This window comes from Streptomyces sp. 8N706 (genome assembly GCF_052245415.1).
Lineage (GTDB): Bacteria > Actinomycetota > Actinomycetes > Streptomycetales > Streptomycetaceae > Streptomyces.
Genome location: NZ_JBQQBW010000080.1, coordinates 1 through 16,350, shown reverse-complemented (window position 1 = coordinate 16,350; position 16,350 = coordinate 1). Strand labels below are relative to the sequence as shown.

At 72.2% G+C, this 16,350-nt stretch carries 15 protein-coding genes; 8 read left to right on the top strand and 7 right to left on the bottom strand.

What is annotated here, in order from left to right:
* Positions 1-4: 4 nt before the first annotated feature.
* The 4 genes from ACTWQE_RS24785 to ACTWQE_RS24770 all read left to right on the top strand — a co-directional run bounded on the left by ACTWQE_RS24785 (position 5) and on the right by ACTWQE_RS24770 (position 4,197).
* Positions 5-967, top strand: coding sequence for a hypothetical protein (locus ACTWQE_RS24785; protein ID WP_443331245.1), 963 nt, complete (start codon positions 5-7; stop codon positions 965-967).
* Positions 964-2,211: a hypothetical protein gene (locus ACTWQE_RS24780; RefSeq protein ID WP_443331244.1), complete on the top strand. Its 1,248-nt coding sequence runs from the start codon at positions 964-966 to the stop codon at positions 2,209-2,211. The genes ACTWQE_RS24785 and ACTWQE_RS24780 overlap by 4 nt, the downstream gene beginning before the upstream one ends.
* Positions 2,212-2,350: 139 nt before the next feature.
* Positions 2,351-2,749 carry an effector-associated constant component EACC1 gene (locus ACTWQE_RS24775; RefSeq protein WP_443331243.1) on the top strand — a complete coding sequence of 133 codons (399 nt, stop codon included), beginning with the start codon at positions 2,351-2,353 and terminating at the stop codon, positions 2,747-2,749.
* Between the two features lie 248 nt (positions 2,750-2,997).
* A complete protein-coding gene (locus ACTWQE_RS24770) occupies positions 2,998-4,197 on the top strand; it encodes a caspase, EACC1-associated type (protein ID WP_443331242.1) in 1,200 nt (399 codons plus the stop codon).
* A gap of 451 nt (positions 4,198-4,648) precedes the next feature.
* Here the strand turns inward: ACTWQE_RS24770 and ACTWQE_RS24765 are convergent, their stop codons facing one another.
* Positions 4,649-4,876: a hypothetical protein gene (locus tag ACTWQE_RS24765; RefSeq protein ID WP_443331257.1), complete on the bottom strand. Its 228-nt coding sequence runs from the start codon at positions 4,874-4,876 to the stop codon at positions 4,649-4,651.
* Positions 4,877-4,972: 96 nt separating this feature from the next.
* On the opposite strand from ACTWQE_RS24765, the gene ACTWQE_RS24760 reads away from it, so the two are divergent.
* Entirely contained in the window at positions 4,973-5,887 is a 915-nt protein-coding gene (locus ACTWQE_RS24760) for a LysR family transcriptional regulator (protein ID WP_443331256.1), read from the top strand.
* A 209-nt stretch (positions 5,888-6,096) separates the two neighbouring features.
* On the opposite strand, the gene ACTWQE_RS24755 is transcribed toward ACTWQE_RS24760, so the two are convergent.
* Together ACTWQE_RS24755 and ACTWQE_RS24750 are read right to left on the bottom strand one after the other, a co-directional pair.
* Positions 6,097-6,333, bottom strand: a complete 237-nt coding sequence (locus ACTWQE_RS24755; protein WP_443331241.1) for a hypothetical protein — start codon at positions 6,331-6,333, stop codon at positions 6,097-6,099.
* Positions 6,320-7,633, bottom strand: coding sequence for a PspC domain-containing protein (locus ACTWQE_RS24750; RefSeq protein ID WP_443331240.1), 1,314 nt, complete (start codon positions 7,631-7,633; stop codon positions 6,320-6,322). Before ACTWQE_RS24750 ends, ACTWQE_RS24755 begins: the two co-directional genes overlap by 14 nt.
* Before the next feature lie 152 nt (positions 7,634-7,785).
* On the opposite strand from ACTWQE_RS24750, the gene ACTWQE_RS24745 reads away from it, so the two are divergent.
* The 3 genes from ACTWQE_RS24745 (at position 7,786) to ACTWQE_RS24735 (ending at position 11,734) form a co-directional block, all read left to right on the top strand.
* The gene (locus ACTWQE_RS24745) at positions 7,786-9,498 is read left to right on the top strand and encodes a serine/threonine-protein kinase (RefSeq protein ID WP_443331239.1); all 1,713 of its coding nucleotides are present in this window, start codon (positions 7,786-7,788) and stop codon (positions 9,496-9,498) included.
* Between the two features lie 236 nt (positions 9,499-9,734).
* A complete protein-coding gene (locus tag ACTWQE_RS24740; RefSeq protein ID WP_443331238.1) occupies positions 9,735-11,048 on the top strand; it encodes a PspC domain-containing protein in 1,314 nt (437 codons plus the stop codon).
* Complete coding sequence (locus ACTWQE_RS24735) at positions 11,045-11,734, top strand: LuxR C-terminal-related transcriptional regulator (protein ID WP_443331237.1); 690 nt, start codon at positions 11,045-11,047, stop codon at positions 11,732-11,734. The genes ACTWQE_RS24740 and ACTWQE_RS24735 overlap by 4 nt, the downstream gene beginning before the upstream one ends.
* Positions 11,735-11,858: 124 nt before the next feature.
* Here the strand turns inward: ACTWQE_RS24735 and ACTWQE_RS24730 are convergent, their stop codons facing one another.
* The 4 genes from ACTWQE_RS24730 to gntA form a co-directional block, all read right to left on the bottom strand.
* Entirely contained in the window at positions 11,859-12,776 is a 918-nt protein-coding gene (locus tag ACTWQE_RS24730; RefSeq protein ID WP_443331236.1) for a hypothetical protein, read from the bottom strand.
* A 366-nt stretch (positions 12,777-13,142) separates the two neighbouring features.
* Positions 13,143-13,298 (bottom strand): hypothetical protein, encoded by a 156-nt coding sequence (locus ACTWQE_RS24725; protein ID WP_443331235.1) that lies wholly within the window; start codon positions 13,296-13,298, stop codon positions 13,143-13,145.
* Positions 13,299-13,395: 97 nt separating this feature from the next.
* Entirely contained in the window at positions 13,396-14,571 is a 1,176-nt protein-coding gene (locus ACTWQE_RS24720) for a macrolide family glycosyltransferase (protein ID WP_443331234.1), read from the bottom strand.
* Between the two features lie 395 nt (positions 14,572-14,966).
* Positions 14,967-15,785, bottom strand: a complete 819-nt coding sequence (gntA, locus tag ACTWQE_RS24715; RefSeq protein WP_443331233.1) for a guanitoxin biosynthesis heme-dependent pre-guanitoxin N-hydroxylase GntA — start codon at positions 15,783-15,785, stop codon at positions 14,967-14,969.
* Between the last annotated feature and the right edge of the window lie 565 nt (positions 15,786-16,350).

The following is a 16,350-nucleotide window of genomic DNA, read 5'->3' as shown; positions in this document are numbered from 1 at the left end:
CGGCATGCAGATGCCGGGCTGGCGCGGAGGAGACGGGAACGCCGCGTATCTGGACAAGACGCTGCGTCACGGGGACATCGAGCTCGCCCTCGGTGAGAGCATCAGCTGGAAGATCATTTTTCAGCTGTGGCTGCGGGCCTTCATCGCCTCGGTGCTCGTCGCGGTGATTCCTCTCCTGATCGGCACCCTGTCGCTGATCTCCGCGGCAGGCCAGTCCTCCTACTACGGCGGCTCGGACGACAGTTCGGGCGGCGGGTGGCTCGTCTTCGGCTTCATCGCCTCGGGCGTCGTCTTCTGGCTCGTGCTGCTGATGTCCCGTATGCCGGAGCCCATCGCTGCCTGGCGGGTGCTGCTCGCCGACCGCGAGGACCGGGCCGCGTCGGTGTACAGCCAGATCCGCGGCAGCCTGCGGGCGCGGCGGAGCCCCCTGCGCGTACAGGAGCGGCGGATGCGCACCGGGCCCGCAGGCGCGGCGGACGTGAGCAACCGGCTGGTCCTTTCGGACGGCCCTTACACCGCGTATGTGTCCGTGTTCCGCTACGGGACCAGCCTCTACCTCGGCTGGATGATGTGGCGTTCGCGCCGGGGCGCGACGCTGATGGCGCAGTTCCTCGGTGACCTCATCAGGGGCGTGACCGGCCACAACGCGCCCGAGGAGCAGATGATGCGCGCCGACCGGCCGCAGGCGATGCGTGAGGCCGTCCATCTGGCCTGCCGGGAAGGCCTGGTGGTGGCGATCGAGGGCATCGACGTGCCGGACGCGTACGGCTTCCCTCAGGGTCTGCCGCCGATCGAGGATGTCGTCGTTCCCGCTCCGCCGCCACCCGGACACCCTGTCCAGCCGGCACCGGGGCACGCCCCGCCGTTCCCCGGACAGATGCCCGCGGCTCCCGGGCAGGCCCCGCCGCCGGCCTCCGCCCCGGTGCCGCCGCCCCGTCCCGATGCCCCGCAGCCGCCGCGGCCATGACGACGGACAGCCGGCCCGACGCCGGGAGCGCGCCCGGGCCCGGCGCCGGAGGCGAATCCGATGTGCTGGTCTCGACGGGGCCGCAGGGGAGTTGGGCGTGGGTGGGCGCGCGGCTGGAGCCCGATTCCGTCCTGGCCGGGCATGGCGGCTACGCGGATCTGCCGGAGGAGCGGCGCAGGGCGGAGACGGTGTTTCGGGAGCAGATCTGGCTCGCCGACCAGTGGGTCCCGGGCGGTCTCCAGCGGCTCGAGATCCGCTACCGGAACGACCCCGGCACCGGACTGGTGTCCTGCGCGCTGCTCGGGCAGGTCCACGCCCCCGGGCGTACGGCCGCTGAGGACGCCGCGCGCGCGCTCCGCGCCCGGCTGATGTACGTGCCCCGGCACGTGCGGGCCGACGGGCTCGACGCGGACGGGGTGCGGCGTGCCCTCACTCCTCCCCGGCCGGCCACCGGCCCCGCGGGTGTGGCCGAGGTCCGCAAGCGGCTGGCCTGGGCCCGGTCGACCCGGCACGACGCCCGCTTCGGTGTGGGCGTCATGGTGTTCCCGCTGGCCACCGGGCCGGTGTCCTGGGAACCGGTGTGGGACGCGCTGGCACGGCAGGAGCACCCCACCATGATCGGCGTCTGTCTCGAGCCCTGCGCGGCGGACGAGGGGCTGCGGGTCCGGCTCGGCTATCTCGCACAGGAGTACGGGCGGCTCGCGGTGGCCGGGACGCCGAATCCGGTCTTTCAGCAGACCGTGCCGCCCGACCCCTTCGCCGTACGGGCGGCTCCGCTGTACCAGGACGCCGTGCACCGGTACGCGGGCCGGGTCCACCGGCTGCGTATCACCCTCGCCTCCGAGGGTCCGGCGCCCACGCACCTGGCGGAGCTGGTCGCGGCGGCGGTGTCGGCTCCGCCGGACGGTGCTGTGGTCCGGGTTCCGGCCGGGAGTGAGGCCGAGGCGGCCTGGAGCACTGCCGCCGCCCTCGGCCGGACCTGGCTGGAGGAGGCGTACGGGCAGGGGGCACCGGCGGGACGGCTCGGTCCGGTGGAGCGGATGCTGAGCGATCTGGTGGATCTGCCGGAGGCCACGGCGACCTTCCGATTCCCGTATGAGATTCCGGGCAGGCCGCCCGTCTTCGACACCGCGGCGCGGCGTGGCGGCCCTTCCGGTAGCCGGGCGTCGGCGGCGGGTCCGTCGGGCACGTCTGGCACGCCGGGTCCGCGGGCGATGGCGGACCCGCACTTCCCCGGGCTGTGACGGCACCTGCGTCTCGATCCCGTCTCTCCGTCCGGTGTCCGTGCCACGGCGCACTGGGCGTCACCGGGTACTGGGCGTCATCCGGTTCCAGCCGTCACCGGCGACCACCACTCACCACCCATGAAGGGCTCAGAGGACCATGCTCACGTTCGAATTCGACGGCGCGGCGGCGGAAGCCGACAGCCTGGCCCGCGATCTCGCGGAGTGGCTGGATGACGACGAGGACCTGAGGGGCGCCGCGCGCGTACGGATGGCGCCGCCCGCCCCCGGGGAGCAGGGAGCGCTGGCCGACGCCGTGGAAGTGGCGGGCGTGGTCGAGCCGTTGGTGACGGCGGGGGTCGGAGCGTTCGCCATGTGGCTGGCGGAGCGCGTCAAGGCACGGCGCATCGTCTTCCGGGCCGTGCGCCCCGACGGTGCGCGGATCGAGCTGTCGGCGGGCACCGCGGCTGAGGCGGCCGCCGTACGGGAGGACTTGGAGCGCTTTGTGAACGGCGGCGGGGAGAGCGGGGCCGACCGCACGGCAGGGACCGGCGGTTGACCGGTGGAGCGAGGGCGGCCGCGACCGGGAGGGCGGGCGGGCTCGGCCTGCCGGAAGGGCATCTGGCGAAGAGGCGTCTGCCGGAGGGGCGTCGGGCGGACGGCGGGCTTGCGGGGCAGCGGGTGGAGGGGCGGTTGACGGATGGAGGGTCCGGAAGGGACTGGTCCGGTGCCGGTGCCGGTGCTGGGCCCTACGCCCCATGGCGGTCGGCCGCACGGTGCCTGGCGAGGTGACGGACGGAACGGATCGTGGCGGGAGCGGATGGCGACGGGAGCGGTGTGGACCGGCGGCGTGAGGGTGTGAACGGGGACGCCCGGGGCGACTCAGGCCCGGACGGTGACGGCTGCGCCGGCGGCGGCTGGGCCCTGCAGGTGCCCCGCCCCCTGCGCGCCGCCGCCGTCCTGGTCGGTACGGCCACGCAGGTGACCCCTGGAGGGCTCCTGCCGGTCCGCCAGGCCGCGGCCAATGTGGCCGCACTGTCCGAGGCGCTGACGGGACCGCTCGGCTGCTTCGACCCGGCCATGATCCACACCGTCGTGGACCCGCGCTCCGCCGGTGAGGTGCTGGACCTGCTGCCGTCGTCCGGCGTCGACCGGCTGGACCTCTGCCTCTTCTACTACGCGGGGCACGGTGTCCTGGCGGAAGCGGACCGGTTGTGCCTCGCGCTCCCCGGCTCGGTCGACGAACCCGGGCGGGCGGCGCGGACCTCGCTGCCCGTCGACGCCGTTTTCGAGGCGCTGCGACGGGCTCCGGCGCGCCACAAGGTGGCGATCCTCGACTGCTGTTACGCGGGCCGGGCCTTCGACAGCCCCGCGGGCGCCGGTATCCACCTCCTGACGGCCACGTCGAGGACGAAGAAGGCGCGCTACGGAGAGGGGGCCGTGCACACAGGATTCACCGGCGAGTTGCTGCGGCTCCTCGCGGATGGTGTGCCGGACGGTCCGTCACACCTCGATCTGGCGACGCTGTACCGGTACCTGGCGGTCCTCCTGCCCACCGCTGACGAGCCGTGCCCCGTCCCCTCGCAGCGGACGGTCGGGGACAGCGGCGACCTGGCCCCGGTGCGCAATCCGGCGTACGGGACCGGCCGGACCCGGGAGGGGCTCTCGGCCCGGGCCCGTTTCGCGCTGCGGCTGCGGCAGCTGGGACTGGCGGGGGCGATACCGAAACCGGACCGCCTGGAGCAGGCTGTACGTCTCTTCGCGGGCATCGTCGCGGACGGCACGCGGGAGTTCTCGGCCACCGACCCCCGGGTTCTCGCCCACCGGCATGCCCTGGGCTCTCTCGTCGGGGAGGCGGGGGACGCCGCGGGAGCCGTGAAGCTGCTGGACGCCGCGGTCGCCGACTGGGCGGCCGGCCCGGTCGGCGACCAGGGACTGGAGGCGGCTCGGGCCAGCCTCGCGTACTGGCGGGAGCGAGCGGCAGGGAGCGCAGCGGCTCCGCGCTGATGAGCCGCGGAGGAGCGAGGCATGCCCGCCGTTGAGGAGCGAGGCACGCCTGCGGGGGAGAGCGGGAGCGCGCCTGCCGGGGAAGCGGAGCACGCTTGAAGCGGGAGCGCGCCTTCTCGGGGAAGCGGAGCACGCTTGCCGGGAGAGGGCCGGAGCGGGTCTGCCGCGAGAGAGCGGAGAACATGCACGGGGACGGTACGAGAGCACGGCCCCCGGGCGGGGCACGGGAGCACGGCCGTCGCGGGGAGCGGGAACTCGGCCGCCGGGAGGGGCCGGAGCGCTCCACCCGCCCGGTGTGGCCTCGCCCGGCGCCGGGGGCGGTCTGCCGCCGAACGGCCGACGTATGCGTGCACTCCGATGACCCGGCAGCCTGTGCCGATGTGGAGGGGGCGCCGGCGCCACGAACCGCCCCCGTCCTTGAAGGACGGGGGCGTTGCACGAGGGGCTCCGCTCAGCGGAGGCATGAGTCCGTCACCGGTTCCGGCTGTGCGACCCCGCCGTGTGCCGGGCGGCCGCGTGAGGTGATGCGGACCCCGGCTGCGTCGAGCAGGCGCACTTGCAGGGAACCGCAGGAGCAACGGGTCCATACGGTCTCTCCGGCGGCGGTGCGATGCCGGGAGACAACCTGGAACGGCTGTGCGTCCGGCCAACTGCAGTGCGGGCACTGGCTTGTCACGATCGGATCTCCTTCCGCTGTCGTCACCACCCAGCATGGAAGCTCATACCGTGCACGTCCAGGTTGCCTTTGTGGAGTGAACCGTGAAGCATGGCCTACATGATTGACTTGCGGCGCCTGCGCGTCCTCCGGGCGGTGGCGCACTACGGCACGGTCACCGCCGCCGCGAACGCCCTGCACTTCACACCGTCGGCCGCCTCCCAGCAGATCCGTCAACTCGGCCGCGAGCTCGGTGTCGTACTGCTCGAGCCCTATGGCCGCCGGGTCCGGCTCACGCCCGCCGCGTTGAGCCTGCTCGCGCACGCCGACGCCATCCAGGCCCGTTGGGAACAGGCCGAGATCGACCTGCGGGCGACCGGCGATCAACCGGCCGGTCTGCTGCGGGTGAGCGGCTTCCCGGTCGCCGTGTCGACGCTCCTGGCCCCCCTGGCGGCCACGCTGCGCGAACGCCATCCCCGGCTGACCGTACGGATCCAGGAGACCGAGGTGCGGAGCAGCTTCGATCTCCTCTTCGAGGGGGAGGTCGACCTCGCCGTCGTGGAGGCAACGCCGGGAAACCCCTCGACCCGTGACACCCGGTTCGATCAACAGCCGCTGCTGGACGACCCCTTCGACCTCGTCGTCCCCGCCTCCCACCCACTGGCGCACCGGGACCGGGTCGAGCTCTCCGAGGCCGCGGCGGAGGAGTGGATCGTCCCGCTCGAGAGCACCTGCCGCGAACACGCCCTCTCGGCGTGCGGCGCCGCCGGGTTCGCCCCGAACATCGTTCATCACGCACGGGATTGGCACGCGATCGGCGCCCTCGTCGCGCACGGGCTCGGCGTTGCTCTCGTGCCACGCCTCGCCGAGCTCGCGCCGCGCCTGCCGGTCACCCGGCTGGCCTGCGTGGGCAATCCGAGCCGGAAGTTGCTCACCTGCACCCGCAGCGGCGGGCGGGAGCACCCTGCCGTCAGGACGGCCCTGGATGAACTCCGCCGCGCCGCTCCGTCCGCGGTCGAGGTCCCCGCCGACTGACGAACCAGCCGGTTCCGGCTGCGCCTCAGCGGCCCGTACGCGGTGCGCCACGCCGCTGTACGCGGCCTGCCACGCGGCCGTACGCGGTGGGGCCAACGCGGCCGTACGCGGTGGCCACGCGGCCGTACGCCGCGCCGCCGTGGCGTCCGCCCCACGCCGTCTCACCACCGGGCCCCACGGCCCGTCACCGGCCCCACGCAGGCGACTGGTCACCCCGCCCGGTGGTCCGGCGGGAAAGGCTGTCGCACCGGGCGGCGGCGAGCCGTGTACGCGTAGCTGAGGAACGAGGCCAGGCCCGCGAGGGAGAGGCCGACGACGACAACCGGGACCAGCACCCATACGGGGGTCTCCCACTCGCCCGCCGCGTCCAGAGCCCGGATGACCGCCGCCACCAGCAGGACGATTCCGGCGATCAGCTTGCCCGGTTCGAACTCATGACCCCGCACGGGCCACCTCCACCTGACCGACACCGGCCTGGAGGTCGAGCTCGAGCGTGCCGCCCGCCGTACGGCCGCTCGCCGGTTTCAGCGTCAGTTCTCTGTGCAGGCCCGGGGAGACGTCGATGTCCTCGTCCCGGTCGCCCGGCAACCGCAGGTCGCCCAGGCCGACTTCGACGTCGAGCTCCACCGTCGCGCCCGCCGGCACCACGACGCGTAGCTTCCCCGCGCCGACATCCGCCCGCGTGGCGACCGTCTCTCCGCTCGCCGGAGCCAGCACCGAGAGGTCCAGCGTGCCGACGCCCGTGCCGAGGGCGTAGCCGGGCCGTACGGCCGATGCCGAGGCCGGTTTCCACTCCGTACGGGTCCACTCGGCCGTGACGCTCTTCGGCAGGACCGCCGCGCCCGCCAGCAGTACGCAGGTCAGCAGCGCCAACACGATCGTCCCGCCGCCGGTCCGCCCGTACCAGGCGCTGACCACGAGCCCGAGACCCAGCACACCCAGCACGCAGACGAGACCGATCTCCAGGCTCGTACCGAGCGGTTGGGCGTCCCAGGAGGCGAGGGTGCCCGCCGCGCCCGCGGCCACCGCGAGAAGGAAGACCCTGCCGCCGATCCCGGTCCGCTCACGGGACCCGAAGGGCCGCGCGGCCGTCGCCTTCTTGTCGAACGGTCCGTCGTCCGGCCCCCAGAGATAGCCCGTGCCGGTAGTGCCGCTCGTACCGTCCTTGACGATCGGTTCGCGCCACCAGGACGGGGCGCCCGGCGCGGGCGGTGCCTGGGTCTCGGGAGGGGCCGCTCCATGGCCCGGACCAGGGGAGACGCCGCCGGCCGCCGGGGACGCCGCCCCGTCCGCGGCGCCGCCCTCCCGCTCCGGGTGACGCCGGCGGCGCGACCAGTGGGCGCCACCGATCACGGCGGCCGACAGCAGCGTCGCGAACGTCAGGACCGTGCCGTTGCCGAGAACCGACAGCAGCAGACCGCAGCCGACGAGCGCGCACAGGACGGCGGTCAGCGCCGGGCCCTCCACCCGTCCGGACAGCAGTCGACGGCCCTCGTTCTCCTCCTCGCCGTCGAGGGGCATCAGCAGCCACGCGAACCCGTATACGAGGAGACCGACGCCGCCCGAGACCGCGAGCACGGCCAGCACGACGCGGAAGATGAGCGGGTCGATGTCGTAGTGGCGTCCGAGCCCGCCGCACACGCCCGCGACCACCTTGTTGCCGCGGCTCCGGCGCAGCGGTGGGCTCGTACGGTGCGCGTCCCCGGGCGCGGGCGGTGCACCGGGGGCGGTCTGGCGGTCGGTCATCCGTCCATGGTGACGGCCCGGCGACCCCCTGTGCACCCGGCTCGACCCTGGCCCGACCCTGAGATCTCCCCCCTGGGGACGGGCAGGAGGCGGCGGTTATCGTGTCGGGGACATGGCGGGCGGGGGAAGCAAGGGGCAAGGGGCGGGCACACGTGGCGAAAGGTGCGGAGTCGGATGAGGGGCGGCTGGTCGCTGCCCGGTACCGGCTGCTGGAGCGGATAGGCCGCGGAGGCATGGGCACCGTGTGGCGGGCCGAGGACGAGATGCTGGGCCGTCATGTCGCCCTGAAAAAGCTGCATGTGCCGCCGCATCTGGCCGACGACGAACGCGCCACCCTCTACGAGCGCACCCGCCGCGAGGCGCGCAGTGCCGCCCGTATCGCCCATCTGAACGTGGTCGTCGTGCATGACGTCGTCGACGACGAGGGGCTGCCGTGCATCGTCATGGAGTACGTGCCGTCCCGGACGCTCGGTGAGGTGCTCAAGGAGGACGGGCCCGTGTCACCGCAGGAGGCGGCCCGGATCGGCCGGAGCATGATCGCGGCGCTACGGGCGGCCCACGCCGCCGGAGTGCTCCACCGGGACGTCAAGCCGGGCAACGTCCTGCTGGGCGCCGACGGCCGGGTCGTGCTGACCGACTTCGGCATCGCCATGGCCTCCGGCACCTCCACGCTCACCAGGACGGGCGAACTGGTCGGGTCCATCGACTATGTGGCCCCCGAGCGCGTCAGGGGCGGGAACCCGGGGCCCGCCTCCGACCTGTGGGCGCTGGGCGCGACGCTCTATCAGGCCGTTGAAGGGCGGCCTCCGTTCCGCAAGGCCACGGCCATCGAGACGGCGTACTCCATCGCCGTCGATCCCCTGGAGCCGCCGCGGCGGGCCGGGGCCCTCACCGGGCTGATCGAACAGCTCCTGGCGAAGGAGCCGGAGGCACGGCCGGACGCGGAGACCGTGGAGCGCGGCCTCCGGGTACCGGCGGCCGAGGCGGAGACGGCGGCCGTGGACCCGACACTGCTCCTGGGCGCGGGACGTACGGGTTCGGGCTCGGGTTCTCGTGGTACGGGTACGGGTTCGGGCAGTACGGGTACCGGCTCGGGCGGTTCCGGCACCGGCTCGGGCGGGGGCACGGGCGGGGGCTCGGTCACGGACGCGGGACCGGGTGGTGCCGGGGGCGCCACCACCCGCCGCGGCAGCGACGCGGCGACCGCCCGGACGCCGTCCGGCCCCCCGGAGCCCTCGGACAGACAGAGGCTGCGGCGGACCGGGCTGTGGGCCGTCACCGGTGTCCTCGTGACAGCCCTGGCGGTCGGCGGCACCCTGCTGGCCCTGCGCGACGCGGACAGCGGTGTGAAGGTGTCGGGAGCCGCCTCCGGTCCGGAAGCGGGCGGAGAGGCGTCCACGTCGCCCGAGCCGTCCCCCGCTCCGTCCGGCTATCACCTGTTCCACGAGAAGCAGTTCGACATCTCCTTCCCTCTGCCCAACGGCTGGAGACGCCGGGTGAAGTCGGGGCAGGAGATCAACTATCTGGATGCCACCGGCCGGGTCGGCATAAAGATCAACGTTCTCGACTTCGCGAGCGGCAAGCCGCTGCAGCACTTCAAGGACGTCGAACGGAAGCTGAAGGCCGAGGAACCGACGTACAAGCAGCTGCGTTTGCAGCGCACCACGTTCCGGGGCGAGCCCGCCGCGGTGTGGGAGCTGACCTTCGAGGGAAGCGCCCGCACGTACCGCGCCATCGACCTCGGTTTCGGGCGCGAGGGCGGCAAGGAGTACGCGATCTACCTCTCGGCCCCGGCAGACGAGTGGGACCGCCACCGGCCCATCTTCGACGTCGTACGGGACGGGTTGCGCCTGCCGAGTGCGTAGGCACCTGCTTCTGCCCGGCCGTCGGGCAAGGCCGGGTCGGGTACGAGGCCGGATCGGGTACGAGGCCGGGCGGGTACGAGGCCGTTCGGGTACGAGGCCGTTCGGGTAAAGGGGGGCCGGGACAACGGCGGCCCGGGTACCAGGGCGGATCCGGGACAAGGCCGGCCCGGGACATCGGGGCCTCATCAGGGTCCACCCTGATGCCCGCGTAGGCCCCTACGTGTGACGATCGGTTCATGACCGCCGCCTCCACCCGCGCGGGGAGCCCGTACGCCCCGGCGCCCGACCCCTCCGACGACCCTCCCGTGCGCAAGCTCTACCGCAGCGCCGAGGGACGGATGCTCGGCGGTGCGGCGCGCGGTCTCGCCGGCCATCTCGGGGTGCCGGTGTCATGGGTCCGTATCGTCTTCGTGGCGCTGCTCATGGTGGAGGGGCTCGGAGCCCTGCTGTACGCGGCGTTCTGGTTCGTCGTACCGCTCGGTGTCGGCGGTGTCGACAGCTCGCGCGCCGACTGGCCTCCGGCCGGGACCGGCGCGGGCGGACGGCGTCGCCTCTTCGTCCGCAAGCCCGACAAGGGCCGGCTCTTCGCCCTCCTGGCGCTGGTGGCCGCGCTCGCGATCCTCGTGGACAACCTCCAGCTCGGCCGGGCCGCCAACGCCTACGTCTGGCCTGCCCTGCTGATCGGCGCCGGTGTCGCACTCGTCTGGCGGCAGGCCGACAACGCCCGCCGCGCGCACTGGATGGAGGTCGGCCGCAGCAAACGCGTCCTGCCCGTCGTCCGCAGCGCCGCCGGAGTGCTGCTCGTCGGGGCCGGGATCACCGGCATCGTCGTCCTGCAGGGCTCGGCCAGGCACCTCGGCGCGGTGCTCCAGGCCTCGCTCGCCGTCCTCGTCGGCATCGCGCTGCTCGCGGGCCCCTATGTCGTACGGATGACACAGGACCTCTCCGAGGAACGGCTGATGCGCATCCGCGCCCAGGAGCGCGCCGAGGTCGCGGCGCACGTCCACGACTCCGTCCTGCACACCCTCACCCTCATCCAACGCAACGCCGACGACCCCAGGGAAGTGGCACGGCTGGCCCGCGCGCAGGAGCGGGAGCTGCGCGTCTGGCTCTACAAGCCCGAGGGCACCGGCAAGGAGGAGGCCGACGAGCCGGACACCCTCGCGGAGGCGGTGCGGCGTACGGCGGCCGAGGTCGAGGACCATCACGGAGTGCCGGTCGAGGTGGTCTGCGTCGGCGACTGCCCGCTGGACGAGAAGCTGACCGCACAGATGCAGGCCGCGCGCGAGGCGATGGTCAACGCCGCCAAGTACGGTGGCGAGGGCGGGACGGTACAGGTCTACGCCGAAGTCGAGGGAAGAACCGCCTTCGTGGCCGTACGGGACCGGGGGCCGGGGTTCGACCTGGACGCCGTTCCGGAGGACCGGATGGGTGTACGCGAGTCCATCATCGGCAGAATGCAGCGCAACGGCGGCACGGCGCGGTTGCGTTCGGCGCCGGACGGGGGGACGGAAGTGGAGCTGGAGATGGAGAGGGCGGCATCGGCATGAGCGACGCGAGCGAGGAGACGACGGAGCGCCGCGTCCGGGTGGTGCTCGTCGACGACCACCGGATGTTCCGCACCGGAGTGCAGGCCGAGATCGGGCAGACGGACCGTACGGGCGTCGAGGTGGTCGGGGAGGCCGCCGACGTGGACCAGGCCGTCACCGTGATCACCGCGACCCGGCCGGAGGTCGTCCTGCTGGATGTGCACCTGCCGGGCGGCGGTGGCGTGGAGGTGCTGCGCCGCAGCGCCGCGATGATGGCCGACGCGGAGCGACCGGTGCGCTTCCTGGCGCTGTCGGTGTCGGACGCGGCCGAGGACGTCATCGGCGTCATCCGGGGCGGCGCCCGCGGCTATGTCACCAAGACCATCACGGGCACCGACCTCGTGGACGCGGTCTTCCGTGTCGCCGACAACGACGCGGTCTTCTCGCCCCGTCTGGCGGGCTTCGTGCTCGACGCGTTCGCCTCGACGGACGCCCCGCCGGTGGACGAGGACCTGGACCGGCTCACCCAGCGGGAGCGCGAGGTGCTGCGACTGATCGCGCGCGGATACGCGTACAAGGAGATCGCCAAGCAGCTGTTCATCTCGGTGAAGACGGTGGAGTCCCATGTCTCCGCGGTACTGCGGAAGTTGCAACTTTCCAACCGCCACGAACTGACCCGTTGGGCGACGGCCCGCCGACTGGTCTGAGCGCCCCAGTCGCCCCGGCGCCCCGGCGGCGCGGAGGCCCGGAGCCGGGCCGCCCGCACCGTGCGGTGATGACCTGCTTGAGCGGCAACGCAGTTGCGGGACGACGGCGCGGATGTGTCGGCCATCAGTCGGACCGACAGGTCACCTTCATCTGCCCCGCGGCGTGATGGGCGTACGTGGGCCCGTCCTCGTCCCAGTCCTGGCCGCTGTCCAGCAGCTTCACGATGATGCGGCCGCCCTCGACGCGGAAGGTGCCCGCGTCGACCAGCTCGCCCCGGTGAGCGATCTGGTCGATCCGGAAGGTGGTGCTGTCGGCGTACCGGCCGTCGAGGTCGGTGAACACCATGTAGGTCGTCGGGTCGCCGGCCACGGAGTGGTCGTCGCCACGGGGGATGTACACGCCGACGTCGCACCGGTCCGAGTCGTCGCCGACCGACCACCACCACACGGCTGCCCCGTTGCCCCGGTCTCGGTCCCCGGACATGGGGACACTGGCGAAGGAGCCGTCGCACGAGCCTCCCTCGTAACCCCCGGGGCTGACGGTGAACCAGCCTTCGATGCCGTCCGACCAGTGGCCGAGCTCCTCGTAGCCGCCGTCCTCGGGCGAGGCGCAGCCGTGCCCGGCCCAGGCGGAGTACGTGAGGTGGCCCGACTGTGTGGCCGGCTCTTTCTGCGTGGGCTTGGGCTTGGGCGACGGCGAAGGGGTGCGGGTGGGCTTCGGCTTCGGCTTGGGCTTGGGCTTGGGCGACTTCGGGGAGCGGCTGGGGCTCGGCTCGGGTTCGACCACTCCACCTGTGGGCAGGATCAGGCTGGGCTTGGGCGCCTCGATGCCCGTCTCCGCCGTTTGCTCCGTCCGTGAGTCCGAATCCGTCGGCGCTGCCTGGGACTCCATCAGGAGCATGACACCGGCCAGCGCGCTCAGCGCCAGGAGAGCGCCCCCCACGATGACCACCTTGCGCGGGCGCGAGAGCGTGGTCCAGCGGCCGTAGAGCGTGTCACGGATGATCCAGGGCTCCGACGGGTCCGACGCGAGGCGGCACACGCAGGGCCGCCTCGACCACGGCTTGTCTCGACCGCTGCACCGCTCACACGCCATCTTTCGGTCCCTTGGTATGTAATTTCAGCCATCTGTGATCAAGAAGATGACCACTATGCACGAGGACGGTTGTCCTAGGTAGAGATCGATCCAAGGTTTCCCGCGGGTATCCCAAGACAGCTGGTCCTCCGGCTCGAGAGTGAGCACGAACCACACGGTCTTGCCGATGCCGCAGGCGCGGTTACGCGCCCCATCTCGTGCGCGAGCGCGGCCACGAGCGCGAGGCCCCGCCCGGACTCGTCCTCCGGTGACGCGTGCCGTGGCCGCGGCGGTTCGTCACTCGCGTCCGAGACCTCGATCCGCAGCTTCTCGTCACGGAGAACGCAGCGCGCTGATCTCCCGGCCCGGTGAGACCCGTGCGTGCTTGCAGGCGTTGGTCACCAACCCCGAGCTTGCCTTCACGTCCGCCACCTGGGCGAAGTTCGTGGCGTACGCCGCCGCGCAGCCCGTTCCGTAAGAGCTCGCCACGGCGGGCAACCTCAGGACGAACGCCGGAGCCCGGGGTCCGGAGTCGTACCTCCGGACCCCGGGCCCCGGGCTCTGAGCAGCCCCTGCCCTGAGGGCGTCAGCCCAACATGTCCTCGATGAGGTCGGCAGCCCGCGTCGTGCCGCCTTCCGCGCGTGCCTGGGCGCTGAGTTGGGCAGAGCGGCGAGTGACCTCCTGATCGGCGGTGAGCTCGATGAGGGCGGTACGGAGGGCCTCGGCGGTGGCGTCCGGGGTGTCGATGCGGCGTGCCACGCCCAGTTCGACCAGCCGGTCGGCGTTGTTGTACTGCTCGGCGCCCTGGGGGACAGCGATCATGGGGACGCCGGTGAGCAGCCCTTCGTTGCTGCCGCCCATCCCCGCGTGGGTGATGAACGCGTCGGCCTGCTTCAGGACGGCCAGTTGCGGGACCCACGCGTGTACTTCGACGTTGGACGGAATGTCGCCGAGTTCCTTCGGGTCGGTGTACGTCCCGATCTGGAGGACGACGTGCCAGCCCGGCAGGTCGCCGAAGGCGGCCAGGCACTGGCGGTAGAACTCCGGCTGCCGCGTATAGGCGGAGCCCAGGGAGATCAGAAGCACGTTTTCCGCTCCGGCCGGACGCGTCCAGTCGCCTTGGTCCGTACGCTTGCCGAGGCAGGGACCGACGAACGTCACCGCATCCGTGTCGACCTCGTCCAGGTGAGGCTGCATGGCCTGGGGGATGAGGGCCAGAGCCCGTCGGGGCCGGCCGGAGAAGGCGTCCACATCCGTGGTGGAGGCCCCGCATTCGGCGAGCCACGCGGCGAACTTCGCCCGGTACACGTCGGCGCCGGGCAGCGCCCACAGCTCCGCCGCGACGTCCTGCTCGTAGCTCTTCCACGCCACGTAGGTGGGCGACAGCTGGACGATGGGACGGCCCTGGGCCTCGGCGAGGGCACGGGCGGCCCAGGCGCCGATGTCGTACAGGTACAGGTCGGCGCGGTCGCGGTCGTACGCGGCGCGCAGCTGCGGGAGTACCTGGATGGCGTCGTCGAGGAAGAGTTCCATCGCGGCGATGGGGTCGTCGGGCCAGTCGTTGTCGGCGACCGGCAATGCGGAGGTGTACGGCACGAACTCCGCGCCGGTGGAGGTGACCAGGTCGGCCACGGCGGGGTCGTTGGCGTACGTCACCCGGTGGCCGCGAGCGACCAGCTCGCGCACGACCTCGAGGCTGGGAAGGGTGTGGCTGACGGCGGGAATGCCGACCATGGCGAGATGGGCACGGCGACGAGACATGGAAGATCACTCGTTTCAGATCTACGGCTGACAGGACGCGGCAGGCGGGCGTGTCCGGCGCACCGCGACGGCAGAGCCTGTCGCGGGGCGCACGCACCGCACTGCGGGACGGAAGCGGGGGACGTCGTCCCCCGCTGTGTCAGCCGTAGATCTGAAGGAAGGCCATGCCGGGAATGTAAGTCTCCGACGCGGCCGGCGCCACCGCTTTAAAGGATGGCTCTGTTCACCGGTCTCAGTTCACCGGTCTCAGAACTTCCGCGGGCAGGGGCAGAACCGGGGCGCACCCCCGCCGCCGTCCATCGACCGCGACCGCCGTCGGGAAGCTGCCATCGCCGGTCCGGCCGTCCCCTGGAACTCCGGCGGAGTCGAAGGACAGTCGAACCGGATCGCGATGCTCAGGCCCCGGATGCTCGGTCGTGGTGGTTTCCCACTCCTGCGGGGACGCGACCTGGGGCCATGACGGACAGCGCCGGCTCCGCAGAAGCTGATACAGGATCGTTGGAACCGGAGACAGCGAGGCCTGAGGTGACCAGTTCCTGCTCCACCGCACGCTCCCGTTCCGTTTCGCGGGCAACGAAGGGGCACTGCCACTCGGCGGGCTTGGGGCGGCCGGAGTAGCGGCGGGCCTCGGAGAGATCCTCGTACTCGTACAGGTTGGGATTGATGTCGCCCTGCAGCTGAATGTCCTGCTTGCGTATCTTTTCCGCCAGTCGGTCCCACATCCGGGCGACCTTGATCCGGTCGAACTGCTCGTGGGAGTTGAAAGCCAGCATCGGGAAGGGAGGCCGGCGGCCCCACCTGCGGTGGGTCTCGTGCAGGCCGATCACGAAGAAGGGGTGGCCGGCCACGCTGAACGCGAACTCCTTGGACTGGGGATCCGACGAGTAGCCCTCGGCCCAGCGATGGGACTCCGCGTCCTGTTCGTGGAGCAGCTGCAACTGTTGCCACAGAAGCTCTTCGAACCGCAGCTCATCCACCCCGCGCGGTTGCGCGAAGGTGGCGATGAAGCTGGTGAACGTCCGAGCGCTCCAGTCCGCCGATCCCACGAACTCCGCGAGATCGAGGGCCATCAGCCGGGCGGACTCCTCGCTTCCCAGCAGGTCGTAGTGCCGGTGGGTGATGCCGCCCCTGCGCCAGGCGGAGCGACCCGCCAGGCAGGAGAACCGGTCCCCGAGGATGAACTCCTCGACCTCGCCACGCGCATCCGCAGTCATGGCCAGCCTTCCTTCCAATTACGTGCCTCCTCGGAGGGAGATCATCTCCTTCGCCCATGTGAATGCACCCACCCCACACCTGCGGCCACCCGGGGCCACTGGCGGCTACGGGAGTCGTAACCGCACGCAGGCAGGATCGGGTCCGCTGGGAAACGGGGAAGGTGTCTGGGTGATTGTGACGGCCGAAGGCCGATCAGCGAAATTCGGTGGCGAGGTCCGTTGCGAGTAATTGCTCATATTGGAACGTTCACGGCATTTCGCGGGCGGATCGAGCGGCTACCGCCCCCTCGCAAGGAACGGTGAACGCTTCTTCCATCCGGGCCCCGGTGCCGCTGAAGCCTCCCCCGGGGGGCGGGGAGGATGGCCGGCGGTCGTCCAGGGGCTGTCCGGCGCCCGCCCGGGAAGCCCCGGCTGTGGCCGGGCCCGCTCCAGCTCCGGGGGTCCCCGGATGTCCCCGGAGCTCGGGGGACGGGCTTCGAGCGTCGAGTCACGGGCCCCGGGCTTCGGGCGTCGAGATCCGAGCGCCTTATGCAAGGAATGGGTGGATTGGTAGAACCCACCCGCC

What these genes read in the sequence shown, in the direction of transcription:
- gntA (WP_443331233.1), bottom strand. Translation starts at nt 15,785, where the DNA reads ATGACTGCGGATGCGCGTGGCGAGGTCGAGGAGTTCATCCTCGGGGAC.
- ACTWQE_RS24780 (WP_443331244.1), top strand. Translation starts at nt 964, where the DNA reads ATGACGACGGACAGCCGGCCCGACGCCGGGAGCGCGCCCGGGCCCGGC.
- ACTWQE_RS24785 (WP_443331245.1), top strand. Translation starts at nt 5, where the DNA reads ATGCAGATGCCGGGCTGGCGCGGAGGAGACGGGAACGCCGCGTATCTG.
- ACTWQE_RS24760 (WP_443331256.1), top strand. Translation starts at nt 4,973, where the DNA reads ATGATTGACTTGCGGCGCCTGCGCGTCCTCCGGGCGGTGGCGCACTAC.
- ACTWQE_RS24735 (WP_443331237.1), top strand. Translation starts at nt 11,045, where the DNA reads ATGAGCGACGCGAGCGAGGAGACGACGGAGCGCCGCGTCCGGGTGGTG.
- ACTWQE_RS24720 (WP_443331234.1), bottom strand. Translation starts at nt 14,571, where the DNA reads ATGTCTCGTCGCCGTGCCCATCTCGCCATGGTCGGCATTCCCGCCGTC.
- ACTWQE_RS24740 (WP_443331238.1), top strand. Translation starts at nt 9,735, where the DNA reads ATGACCGCCGCCTCCACCCGCGCGGGGAGCCCGTACGCCCCGGCGCCC.
- ACTWQE_RS24750 (WP_443331240.1), bottom strand. Translation starts at nt 7,633, where the DNA reads ATGACCGACCGCCAGACCGCCCCCGGTGCACCGCCCGCGCCCGGGGAC.
- ACTWQE_RS24775 (WP_443331243.1), top strand. Translation starts at nt 2,351, where the DNA reads ATGCTCACGTTCGAATTCGACGGCGCGGCGGCGGAAGCCGACAGCCTG.